Origin of the sequence: Tenacibaculum piscium (assembly GCF_021390755.1) — a bacterium.
Classification (GTDB): Bacteria; Bacteroidota; Bacteroidia; order Flavobacteriales; family Flavobacteriaceae; genus Polaribacter; species Polaribacter piscius.
The window spans coordinates 1-12,208 of sequence record NZ_JAJGWR010000016.1 but is presented as its reverse complement, the minus strand read 5'-3'; the positions used below and the strand labels follow the sequence as shown (position 1 = coordinate 12,208).

Annotated in this window: 12 protein-coding genes; 3 read left to right on the top strand and 9 right to left on the bottom strand. The window is 31.0% G+C overall.

The window, feature by feature from the left end; all coding sequences use genetic code 11:
* Nucleotides 1-960: 960 nt before the first annotated feature.
* The 7 genes from L0U72_RS11590 to L0U72_RS11560 all read right to left on the bottom strand — a co-directional run bounded on the left by L0U72_RS11590 (nt 961) and on the right by L0U72_RS11560 (nt 7,305).
* Nucleotides 961-1,578: a DUF4294 domain-containing protein gene (locus tag L0U72_RS11590; protein ID WP_233899363.1), complete on the bottom strand. Its 618-nt coding sequence runs from the start codon at nt 1,576-1,578 to the stop codon at nt 961-963.
* Between the two features lie 201 nt (nt 1,579-1,779).
* Complete coding sequence (locus tag L0U72_RS11585) at nt 1,780-3,033, bottom strand: aminotransferase class I/II-fold pyridoxal phosphate-dependent enzyme (RefSeq protein ID WP_101916496.1); 1,254 nt, start codon at nt 3,031-3,033, stop codon at nt 1,780-1,782.
* Nucleotides 3,034-3,145: 112 nt separating this feature from the next.
* A complete protein-coding gene (locus L0U72_RS11580) occupies nt 3,146-3,622 on the bottom strand; it encodes a hypothetical protein (RefSeq protein WP_233897490.1) in 477 nt (158 codons plus the stop codon).
* 109 nt (nt 3,623-3,731) lie between these two features.
* The gene (fabV, locus tag L0U72_RS11575; protein ID WP_233899361.1) at nt 3,732-4,919 is read right to left on the bottom strand and encodes an enoyl-ACP reductase FabV; all 1,188 of its coding nucleotides are present in this window, start codon (nt 4,917-4,919) and stop codon (nt 3,732-3,734) included.
* Nucleotides 4,920-4,937: 18 nt separating this feature from the next.
* Nucleotides 4,938-5,318, bottom strand: a complete 381-nt coding sequence (locus L0U72_RS11570; RefSeq protein WP_233861459.1) for a glyoxalase — start codon at nt 5,316-5,318, stop codon at nt 4,938-4,940.
* Nucleotides 5,308-6,258 carry a phosphoribosylaminoimidazolesuccinocarboxamide synthase gene (locus tag L0U72_RS11565; protein WP_233899359.1) on the bottom strand — a complete coding sequence of 317 codons (951 nt, stop codon included), beginning with the start codon at nt 6,256-6,258 and terminating at the stop codon, nt 5,308-5,310. The genes L0U72_RS11570 and L0U72_RS11565 overlap by 11 nt, the downstream gene beginning before the upstream one ends.
* Before the next feature lie 93 nt (nt 6,259-6,351).
* The gene (locus tag L0U72_RS11560; RefSeq protein WP_233899358.1) at nt 6,352-7,305 is read right to left on the bottom strand and encodes a PhoH family protein; all 954 of its coding nucleotides are present in this window, start codon (nt 7,303-7,305) and stop codon (nt 6,352-6,354) included.
* Between the two features lie 255 nt (nt 7,306-7,560).
* Between L0U72_RS11560 and L0U72_RS11555 the strand changes: the two genes are divergently transcribed.
* From L0U72_RS11555 to gldG, 3 genes are read left to right on the top strand one after another with little or no spacing between them, the layout of a single operon-like run.
* Nucleotides 7,561-8,115, top strand: a complete 555-nt coding sequence (locus L0U72_RS11555) for a GNAT family N-acetyltransferase (protein WP_101916502.1) — start codon at nt 7,561-7,563, stop codon at nt 8,113-8,115.
* A 22-nt stretch (nt 8,116-8,137) separates the two neighbouring features.
* Nucleotides 8,138-8,869 (top strand): gliding motility-associated ABC transporter permease subunit GldF, encoded by a 732-nt coding sequence (gldF, locus tag L0U72_RS11550; RefSeq protein ID WP_233899356.1) that lies wholly within the window; start codon nt 8,138-8,140, stop codon nt 8,867-8,869.
* A gap of 3 nt (nt 8,870-8,872) precedes the next feature.
* Entirely contained in the window at nt 8,873-10,531 is a 1,659-nt protein-coding gene (gldG, locus tag L0U72_RS11545) for a gliding motility-associated ABC transporter substrate-binding protein GldG (RefSeq protein WP_233899354.1), read from the top strand.
* A gap of 252 nt (nt 10,532-10,783) precedes the next feature.
* On the opposite strand, the gene L0U72_RS11540 is transcribed toward gldG, so the two are convergent.
* Both L0U72_RS11540 and L0U72_RS11535 read right to left on the bottom strand, forming a co-directional pair.
* Nucleotides 10,784-10,972 carry a hypothetical protein gene (locus tag L0U72_RS11540; RefSeq protein ID WP_233899352.1) on the bottom strand — a complete coding sequence of 63 codons (189 nt, stop codon included), beginning with the start codon at nt 10,970-10,972 and terminating at the stop codon, nt 10,784-10,786.
* A gap of 46 nt (nt 10,973-11,018) precedes the next feature.
* Nucleotides 11,019-12,208, bottom strand: a 1,190-nt coding sequence (locus L0U72_RS11535) for a T9SS type A sorting domain-containing protein (protein ID WP_233899350.1), incomplete at its 5' end; no start/stop codon positions are given.

Here is a 12,208-nt window from a genome sequence, read left to right as displayed (position 1 = left end):
CAACCTGTTTTAAAAACAAAGTTCATTAACAAACTAAAAAAAAACTTTTTAAATTTAATGAAATTAAATTTAAAAAGTTTTTTTTTAGTTTGTTAATGAACTTTGTTTTTAAAACAGGTTGCAAATATAGTTTCTTTTATTAATAAAAAATAAGACTTTAGTAACTTATTTTTTACGTTTAAATATTATTAATTTTACAAACTTCTTAAAGAACTAAACTAACTTATAAACTTACGTTTTTCCGTTAGCGGTTGCAAATCTACAACTCTTTTCTGATTCAACAAGGAGTTTTTTAGCCTTTATTTAAAAGTGTTTTTTTAAACACTAATATTCAACGAATTAAACCTTAATTATTATTTATCATAAACAAAATTTGAACGACATTATAGACAAAAACATAATAATCAGTGAAAAAATAGGTTCGCTTATAACAAAATTAATTTTCCCGTTTTTAACTCTTATGACTATCGGCACGAGCAAGATGCTCGCGATAGCCTACTTTTATAAACTAGTTAAATCATATTTATTTTTTGATTAAAAAACAAATCATGAACAGATAATGAAACGAACACACAGGTTCTCCCATACAAAATCAAACCTCTTTAAAAAAATTAACCTATTATTTTTTCCCTAAAATTAAACACACTAATAAAGCTATTTTATCTTTTTTAATTTTAATACTGAAAAAAGTTCTCGATACTATTTTTTTGAAGAAAAAAATCACTCGAAATGACAGATTATTTGTGAATTTTTAGTTTTTCGCTTTTAACTCTTATTTACTATCGGCACAAGCAAGATGCTCGCGATAGCGTATAAAAAACGAAACTAAATAGCTAAAAACAAATACAGTAAATAGACTTAGCCCCGATTGAAGCTTTGTTTGAGCTCTTTTTTTGATTTTTCTTCAAAAAAAAGCGAGTGCGGAAAGCGGGAAATAGCTCCAAAAAAAATCAAACAACACTATTTAATGTTTTGAACCTCTTTTCGAGCTCGACGCTTTCTTATCTTCACAAATAATTGCTTATAAACTGATAAATCAATAACTCCTCGGCTTTTTAAAACAATATTTTTATAATCTTTATCCAACTTCGGACGCTGATATTCTAATTTATCATCAATAAATGCACGCTGTAAAATATCCTCTATCAAAAAATCTTCATTCTCCTTTTCTGGCAAATATTCACTCTTTAAAGACAACTTAAATAAATTCGCCGTAGTATTATACCAAAATGCTTTCCAACCACTTCTCAACTCTTTTATATTAGCAAAAGCCGTTTTACCCGATTGTCGATGAATTAATTTTAATAAAATACGCCCCTCTGTTCTTGTTAATTTTTTTAACGGATTCGTTAACTCTTCCTGTAAATATTTTTGCGTCTTTCTTATATACTTTCTCTTTTTTCTCCTAGACTTGATTTTTGATAACTCTAAAGCAACACTATCTATTTTTTGAGACGCCAAAACAGCAAAAGGATACGCTTTATAAACTTTTCGGCGAAACCAATAATAATAATGAATATCAGACTTTTCCTTAAACTTATGTTTTGGAAAAACAGCAACCTCATTTAACGTAATCATTAAACTATCCCCTTTTTTTACCAAAAAATACGGATCATTTATTTGTGCTACAGAAATCGTAACAAAAAATAAAATATATAGATGTAAAAACTTTTTCATTTTTCTGATATCAAAAAGAACTTCAAAGATATTCGTTTCTTATTTAAAACAAAAAACCCATGAAATATTTCATGAGTTTTTTATACTTATTTTATATAAAAATTATTCTGCCATAATAGTTTCAGCAATTTGCTTATACGTACCATTTGCTAATTTTTCTCGAATTGCTGAAAAAGCAACAATTGTTTCATCTACATCTTTTTGTGTATGTCTTGCCGTTGGAATTAATCTTAAAATAATTAATCCTTTTGGAATTACAGGATATACCACAATTGAACAAAATACCGAATGATTTTCACGTAAATCTTGTACCATTGCCATCGCTTCAGGAATTTCTCCTTTTAAAAATACGGGAGTGATACAAGTTTGTGTTGTTCCTAAATCAAAACCTGCATTTCGCAAACCTGATTGTAATGCATTGGTAATTTTCCACAAGTTCTCTTTCAACTCGGGCATCGTACGCAACATATCTAAACGCTTTAAAGCACCTTTTACCATCGGCATTGGTAATGATTTTGCAAACATTTGTGAACGCATATTGTATTGTAAATACTGAATTACGTCTTTATCTGCCGCAAAAAAAGCACCGATTCCTGCCATCGATTTTGCAAAAGTAGCAAAATAAACATCAATTCCATCTTGTACGCCTTGCTCAAAACCTGTTCCTTTTCCGCCTTCTCCTAGTGTTCCGAAACCATGAGCATCATCAACTAAAAATCTGAAATTATATTTTTCTTTTAAAGCAATAATCTCTTTTAAACGACCTTGTTCTCCTCGCATTCCAAAAACACCTTCCGAAATCAATAAAATTCCGCCACCTGTTTTTGCTGCCATTTTAGTGGCTCTTTGCAAGTTTTTCTCACAACTTTCGATATCGTTATGCCTATAAACAAAACGCTTTCCTGCATGTAAACGAACACCATCAATAATACAAGCGTGCGTGTCCATGTCGTACACAATAATATCTTCTTTGGTTACCAAAGCATCAATTGCCGATACCATTCCTTGATACCCAAAATTCACTAAATAAGCAGCTTCTTTATCAACAAAATCAGCACATTCTTGCTCCAATTGCTCATGATATTTTGTATGTCCTGACATCATTCTTGCGCCCATTGGATACGCTAATCCGTCAGTTGCAGCAGATTCGCCATCAACTTTTAAGACCGCTGGATGATTTGCCAATCCTAAATAATCATTGATACTCCAAGTAATTACTTCTTTTCCATTAAAAGACATTCTATTAGAAATTGGTCCTTCTAATTTAGGAAAAACGAAATATCCTTCTGCTTTATCTGCCCATTTTCCTAACGGCCCTTTATCTTGTTTAATTCTTTCAAATAAATCTTTAGTCATTATTACTTTTGTAATTTTATTCAAGGCAAAAATAATGCTTTTTAACAAATCCTCAAAGTAGTTGGCTACTTCATTGAAGGTTACTAAAAATAATATTATTTTTTAAAACTTTTTATTTTGATAATTTTTCAAGTTCTAAATGATAGTCATATTGTAAATCTTCATGTAGTGTTACTACTATTTTTTCAATCAATTTTACTTGTGTTGTAAGGATATTTTGTAATCGAGGACTATTTTTGATAGAAGGTTTTAAGTTTTTCAATTTGATACAATAATGTAATAATAATTCCACTTCTGTTTCTTTTTTCTTTGAAAAACGAATATATTTTTTGGTATTTGTTAATATTTTTCTGGCACTTTTTCTGATAAAAAAATAACTTTTGGTATTTATGGCATCAAATAATTCATTTATTTCGGACTTAACGCCTAAAATATAACGTTCTTCATCATCAGCTTCGAATAATAAATACGTTAATAATTCTTTATTTTCTTTTTTAAAGCGGATTAATTGCAAACATACTTCTAGTAATTCATTCGAATTTTTATGTTTTAATTCCTCTTTTAAAGCTTTGATTGTAGCTGTTTTCATAACTATTTTATCTAAATAATTTAAAAACTAATATTAAGGGCAGACACACAGGTCTGCCCCTACTGGATTCTGTACGAGCGAACCTATATGTTCGCCCATCGCCGAATAATTACTGAATACTTGGAATTGTAACAACTTCATTAACCTCAGCATCATAATCTACGCCATCAACTTTAAAACCGAATAATTTAAAGAATTCTTTACTATATCCTTCTAAATCTCCAATTTCTGATAAATTTTCTGTTGTTGCTTTTTGCCAAAGTTCAGCAATTTCAGCTTGAACATCTTCACGCATTTCCCAATCATCTACACGGATTCTTCCTTTTTCATCTAAGGCTACATCACCACCAAATAAACGCTCACTATATAAACGTTGAATTTGCTCAATACAACCTTCATGAATTCCTTTTGATTTCATTATTTTATACAATAATGAAATATACAATGGAATTACAGGAATTGCCGAACTTGCTTGGGTTACTAATGCTTTATTTACTGAAACATACGCTTTCCCTCCTATTGATTTTAAATCATCAGAAATACTAAAAGCGGTTGCTTCTAAATCATCTTTTGCCGCACCGATTGTTCCGTTTCTATATACTGGTTTTGTTACTTCTGGCCCGATATACGAATATGCCACTGTGGTCGCTCCTTCCGATAATAAGTTTTCAGCTTGTAACGCGTCTATCCACATTTTCCAATCTTCGCCTCCCATAACGGTTACCGTGTTGGCAACATCATCGCCTTCTGCGGGATTTATAGATATTTCTGATACTTTTCCTGTATGAAAATCGACTGTTTTATTGGTAAAAACTTCTCCAATTGGTTTTAAAACTGATTTAAAACGTTTTCCTGATACAGGATGCGTTCTCACTGGCGATGCCAAACTATAAATTACTAAATCAATTTGTCCTAAATCTTGTTTGATTAGGTTTACAACTTGTTCTTTTATTTCGTTTGAAAAGGCGTCTCCGTTGATACTTTTAGCGTATAAACCTGCTTTTGTTGCTTCTTTTTCAAAAGCCGCCGTATTGTAAAAACCTGGTGAACCTGGTTTTCCTTCTGTTGCTGGTTTATCAAAGAAAACACCAATAGTCGCCGCATCGGAACCAAATGCACTGGTTATTCTTGATGCCAATCCAAAACCTGTGGAAGCACCGATTACTAATACTTTTTTAGCACCTTCGATTTTCCCTTTAGATTGCACGTATGCTATTTGGTCTTTTACATTTTGTTCACATCCTGTTGGGTGCGATGTTAAGCAAATAAATCCTCTAGTTCTTGGTTCTATTATCATTCTTAATTAATTTCTTGATTAATTTTTTATTAATATTTCTGATTGGCTATCTTTAATTCGTTGCCCGATCATCATTAAAATTCTTTTATTGATATCAGCAGTATTGTTTTTATAGAATTCGAATTCCGCTACGGTAAACTGTCCTATAATCAATCCTAGAAACTGATTTTTTAAATTGATATTTTTCTTGGTGATTGTATTGACCGCTTTATTAAACTTTTCTTTTTCGATATGTACGATATCTACTTTTTGATTTTTGCAAAAAAAGATAAAGAATTGTATAATAAGTTCGTGTTGTAATTTTAAAATTGGACGTACGGTTTTATTCTGAAAATCTTCTACAGGAATTTCAGAGGATAAATTTAAAACGGGACGAATACTTATTTTTTTACTGTCCATTTAAAAAGTTGACTACATTTTTTTCAATACGATTTAATACATTTTCGGTATTAGCTTTTACAAATTTCTCCCCTGTAATTTGCTCGTATAATTCGATATATCTGTTAGAGATTTCGATAACTTTTTCATCAGACATTTCAGGAATTACTTGTCCTTCTTTTCCTTGAAAATCATTTTCGATTAACCATTGACGTACAAATTCTTTTGATAATTGCTTTTGGCTTTCTCCTTTTTCTTGACGTTCTTTATATCCATCGGCATAGAAATAGCGAGAAGAATCGGGTGTATGAATTTCATCAATTAAAACGATTTTACCATCTTTTGTTTTCCCAAATTCATATTTCGTATCCACTAAAATTAAGCCACGAGAAGCGGCAATTTCTGTTCCTTTTTGAAATAAATTTCTAGTATATTTTTCTAAGATGATATAATCTTCTTCAGCAACTACGTTTTTAGCTAAAATTTCTTCTCGTGTAATATCTTCATCATGATCGCCATTTTCGGCTTTTGTGGAAGGTGTAATTATTGGCGTTGGAAATTGATCATTTTCTTGCATTCCTTCTGCCATTTCTACGCCACATAATACTCTTTTTCCAGCTTTATATTCACGCGCCGCATGACCAGACATATAACCACGGATAACCATTTCTACTTTAAAAGGTTCGCATAAATAACCGATTGCTACATTTTCATCGGGAGTTGCGTGCAACCAATTCGGAACAACCTCAGCGGTTTCGTTCATCATTTTGGTCGCTATTTGATTTAAAATTTGTCCTTTATACGGAATCTGACGTGGTAAAACGACATCAAAAGCAGATAATCTATCAGAAGCAATCATCACCAATAATTCATCATCTATATTATAAACTTCTCGTACTTTCCCTTTATAAACTGACTTTTGTTTTGGAAATTGAAAGTTAGTTTCATTAATTGTATTCATGTGCTGTTTGTTGTATTGTTTGTTGTTTTATTTAATGTATTGTTTGTTGCAAAAATATGGTATTTATTTTTGTTTTTGATATTCGTCTGTTGGCTATTCGGTTTCGATGCTTTTATAAGCTTTGATAATTTTCTTTATCAATCGATGACGTACCACATCTTTATCATCTAAATACACTTGTGCAATTCCGTCAATATCTTTTAGCGCCAATAAGGCTTCTTTTAATCCAGATACTTGTTTTCGTGGTAAATCTATTTGTCCAGGATCTCCAGTGATGATAAATTTGGCATGTTTTCCCATTCTTGTTAAAAACATTTTCATCTGATTATGGGTTGTATTCTGTGCTTCATCTAAAATAACGAAGGCATTATCGAGCGTTCTTCCACGCATAAATGCGAGCGGTGCAATTTGTATAATTCCTTTTTCGATATGCGATTCTAATTTTTCATGTGGAATCATATCCCGCAAGGCATCATATAAAGGTTGCATATATGGGTCTAATTTTTCTTTTAAATCTCCAGGAAGAAACCCTAAATTTTCACCAGATTCAACCGCTGGTCTGGTTAATATTATCCTACGAACTTCTTTTTCCTTCAATGCTTTTACCGCTAAGGCAACGGCGGTATATGTTTTTCCTGTTCCTGCGGGTCCTACGGCAAATAGCATGTCGTTTTTTTGCATTAAATCGACCATTTTTCGTTGATTCGCTGTTTGTGCTTTTATCAATTTGCCATTAACACCGTGTACTAAAACGCCTTCTATTTTGCCAGATTTACGAATATCTTCTTCTTTTCCTGTCGATGTTAAAACACGTTCAATGCTATTTTCATCTAATTTATTGTATTTATTAAAATACTTGATAAGCATTTCTAGACGTTTTTCTAATTCGTCTAAAATTTCGGATTCGCCATAGAGTTTTAAGGTATTTCCTCTGGCTACAATTTTCACTTTTGGAAAGTACTTTTTCAGGGTTGTAATAGTACTATTTTGAGCGCCAAAAAATTCATTTGGGTCAATTTCTGTTAATTCAATAATACGTTCGTTCAAATTGATAAATGTTTTAAATATTATTCACTTTAAAAATAATGATTATTTTTATTGAATTATGTAATTTCGCCATGAAATTTAGGGTATCATTTCAAAATTAAAAAAATAGCCATTATTAATGTACGCAAAAATTATTTTTTTATTCAATTCCTCCTTTTTTACTTTTTCTACGATTGAAAAATTTTCACAGAATTTTCACAGACTTTTCATAGATTTCACAGACTTTAATTCTTCTAAAACCATAATTTTACAATAATGAATTTTCCAACTATTTTCCCAGAACTTTCTACTGAAAGAGCTACGTTACGTCAAGTATCATTTAAAGATAAACGAGCTATTTTTAAATTGCGTTCTAACAAAGAAATCAACAAGTTAATCAGCAGAGAAACGCCTAAAAACTTAAATGATGCCGATGCTTTTATCGAAAATTGTTTAACAGATTTCGAAAATGAAACCCGTATTTTTTGGGTAATTGAACATCAAGATTCTTCAAAAGTTATTGGAAGTATTGTGTTATCGAATTTTAATTCTGAAAATGATTACGCCGAAATTTCGTATGAATTAAGTCCTGATTATCAGAAAGAAGGTTTGATGCGTGAGGCAATACAATCGGTTTTAGCCTTTGGAAATGTTGATTTAGCCTTAAAAACAATTGAAGCTTTTACACATCATAATAATAATGATGCGATTGCGTTATTAGAAAAACAGCAATTTATCTTACAATCGAGTAGTCAAGCAAATAGTCAAACGGCTAATCAGGTAAATTTAGAAAATACGCATATTTTTCGTTTGGATATCATTCAAGCATAATTCAAGATTCAAGTATATTTTTATGTATTCAATACTAAAAAAAGAAATCACTTTATTTTTTTCCTCGCCGATAGCTTATTTAGTTATCGGTATCTTTTTACTGATAAATGGCTTATTTTTATGGGTTTTTAAAGATAATTTCAATATTTTACATGCTGGTTTTGCCGATTTATATACTTTTTTTTACCTCTCGCCTTGGTTATTTTTATTTTTGATTCCTGCCATTACGATGAAAAGTTTTTCTGATGAATTTCAAAGTGGTACTATCGAATTATTAAAAACGAGTCCTATAAGCGATTGGCAGATTATTTTAGGAAAATTTTCAGCGTCATTATTATTGGTTTGCATCGCTTTATTGCCGACATTAACCTATGTTTATACGATTTATCAACTTGGAAATCCTGTTGGAAATTTAGATATTGGTAGTATTATCGGGGCATATTTCGGTTTATTTTTCTTAGCATCAGCATACACTGCGATTGGTTTATACACTTCTACATTTTCTAAAAATCAGATTGTGGCTTTTATAGCGAGTGTTTTTATTTCGTTTATTTTTTTCTACGGATTTGATGCGGTTGCAACTTCTTTGCAAGGCTCTTTAGCTACTTCAAAATATACATTACAACAATTCGGAATGCAAGAACATTTTAAAAGTATGAGTCGTGGCGTATTAGATACTCGTGATATTATTTATTTTATCAGTATTACTTTTTTCTTTTTATTGATGACCAAACAACAATTAAAAAACGAGTAAAAAATGAATAAAAAGCTATCAAACATACGTTATATTGTTTTTTCTTTCTTCGGATTGTTTTTGATAAATTATCTTTCGAGTTCGGTTTATAAACGCTTTGATTTAACCCAAGATAAGCGTTTTACTATTTCTGAAACCAGTAGTAATTTATTAGATAATTTAGAGGAAGCTATTTTTATAAATATTTATTTAGAGGGCGATTTTCCTGCGGAATTTAAGCGTTTACAAACAGAAACCCGTCAGTTTTTAGAAGAATTAAAAGCCTTAAATTCGAATATTCAATTTCGATTTATCAATCCTATTAATGTTCGTGAAAAATTAATCAAAAAAGGCATGATGCCAAGCCAATTAACCGTGGAAGAAGACGGAAAATTATCCGAAGCTATTATTTTTCCTTGGGCGGAAATTAGCATCGGTAAAAAAACAGCACTCGTTTCTTTATTGCCAAATTCGGTTTCAAAAACACAAGAAGCACAGCTACAAAATGCTATTGAAAAACTAGAATATTCTTTTGCCAATGCGATACATAGTATCACCAAAAAAGAAAAACAAAAAATAGCCGTAATTTCAGGGAATGGCGAATTGGATGATATTTATTTGTATAGTTTACTGCGTGAAGTTGGCAAAAAATATCGTTTAGCAAAATTTACGTTGGATAGTGTGGCGAAAAATCCGCAGAAAACAGTCAAAGAATTAACTAATTATGATTTAGCAATTATTGCCAAACCAACCCAGCGATTTACCGAAGCAGAAAAGTTTACGCTTGACCAATTTATCAGTAATGGCGGTAAAAGTTTGTGGATGATTGACACCAATTATGCCGATACCGATAGTTTATATAATGATGGAAAAATGCTTGCTTTTCCTAGAGATTTAAACCTTACGGATTTATTGTTTAGCTATCAAATTCGCATTAATAACACTTTAATTCAAGATTTATATTCGGCAAAAATCCCGTTAGCCACAGGAAATACAGGAAATCAAACACAATTTCAGCACTTAAATTGGTTTTATCATCCGTTAATCAATGGAAATCCGAATCATGCAATTACCAAAAATATTGCACCCGTTCGATTGCGTTTTACCACACAAATTGATACGCTAAAAGGAAACATCAAAAAAACACCTTTATTAGTAACATCAGTATTGACAAAAAAAATAGGAACACCCAATTTTATCGCCTTAAAAAGCATCGCCAAACAACCTAAAGAAGGCGAATTTGCAAGCGGAAAGCAACTTTTAGGTGTTTTATTAGAAGGAGAATTTACCTCAGGATATAAAAACAGAACCAAGCCTTTTGAAACACCCCTTTTTAAAGCAAAAAGTGCTTCAAATAAAATGATTGTAATTGCCGATGGCGATATTGCTAGAAATCAGATTTTGAAAGGAAAACCACACGATTTATCTTTGGATAAATGGACAGGCGAACACTTTGGAAACAAAGAATTTTTGATAAATGCCATCGATTATTTATTAGAAGATAGTGATTTAATTAATTTGCGAAATAAATCAATTGCGATTGCTTTATTAGACAAACAAAAAGCATATTCTGAAAAACGATTTTGGCAATTTATAAACATCGGTGTTCCGTTACTTTTACTCGCTTTATTTGGTTTTGGATTTAATTATTTTAGAAAAAGAAAATATGCAAAATCATTTTAAAACATTTTGATAAACTACCGTCAAACTGAATTTATTTCAGTTTCACATCCTGATTTGCAGTAGTTCTCCTGTTGATGCGATGCTGAAATAAATTCAGCATGACGAGAATCTAGTCTTTATTTAATTTTTAAACAGGCTCTTAAAAATAAACCAAAATATTTTACAAAATAAAAACGAGTTGTCATTTTGACAACTCGTTTTAGTAATAGCAATTCTCCCTTCAAACAAACTAAAAATAAAAACTATTATTTTTTAAAACCCTGAACCTCCTAAGTCACCTCCTCCCACAGGAGATTGAGCTTGTGCTTTTTGAGGATTCAAAATTAAATACGTTCCTAAAGCCGTTAATGCGGTGTATTTTCCGTATTTACCGATTTTTTTCAAGGCTTCTTTACGGTCTATTTTTGATATTTTATTAGACTCCTTATTAATTTCTTTCATCTTTTTTTTATTTTTAAAATTTCAACTATTTTGGATTAATTTTAATTTATTGAATACTAATCTTTTTACTAATTTGAGTTGCTCCAGATTGCACTTTTACAATATAAATTCCTGATACTAAACTTGGCAAAACAACTGTTTTAGTAGTATTCTGTATTTCTTGTGTGAATATTTGTTTTCCAATCATATTGTATAAAACAACCGTTGCTTTTTCTTCTAAACCATTTATAACAAGTGAATTATTAGCTTTATAAACACTCAATTTTGATTTTAAAACAATCGTATCAGGATTTAAGTTTGATGAAGTTTTCGTGTGTACATAAAAACGCCCTGAACCTCCAGAAACTGTCGCTTTATATTCACCGCCGTTGCTTAATTCTGTTACCTTATTCGTTTCTTTATCCTCTAAATAAACGTTTAAATTTTCTGGTAAATTCATCGCTTTTGCTGAAAAAACAACTTCCCTAGCTTCCGAAGTTTTAATTCCTACTGGAATTATTGTTCCTGAAATTTTTTCTTTATTTACACATTGTAACATAAAATCGGTATCGTTATAAGTTCCGTCTGCTAATTTCGTGTAAACACCCACTTTCGATTGTCCGCCATCAAAATATCCTGCATCGTAACCAACATCTAAACCATCATTTGTGTTTGATAAATATTTAATTTGAGTAGTTTTACTAGTATTTCCTTTTGATTTTTCATCAGAAATTGTTAAAGCTACCGACGTTTGAACTGCTTGCCTTGAACTTGATGATTGTTGATGTAATAACATCGCTGGCGTAAAATTAACAACACCATTTGTCGTTGCCATTTGCACAAAAAATCCTTGTCCTGGTTTTAATCGACTTGGTGAACTTGTATTATTTACAACATCATAATTTTTTGTGGTATCATTCCAAAAATACAATGCAGCATTCGTACTTTTTAAATTTGATGAATTTTCAGATAAAATACTATTTGCTCCACTATTAGCATTAAGATATGCCGTGTACGGATTCGAAATCATTTCAAATGTATTATTTGCGTTTCCTGTTGCGGTATATTGAACATTATCAGTAGTTATTGTTCCTCTAAAATCAACTGTTCCTGCCGTAGTTTTTTTGATGGCATACGCTTTTGCAGTATCAAAACTCCCCCACGATAAGGTATTTTTATAATATATCCAAGGAGCTGTATTTCCATTTTCATAAATTCCTAATCCTTTATGATTTGGATTTACTGTTCCGCTTACCA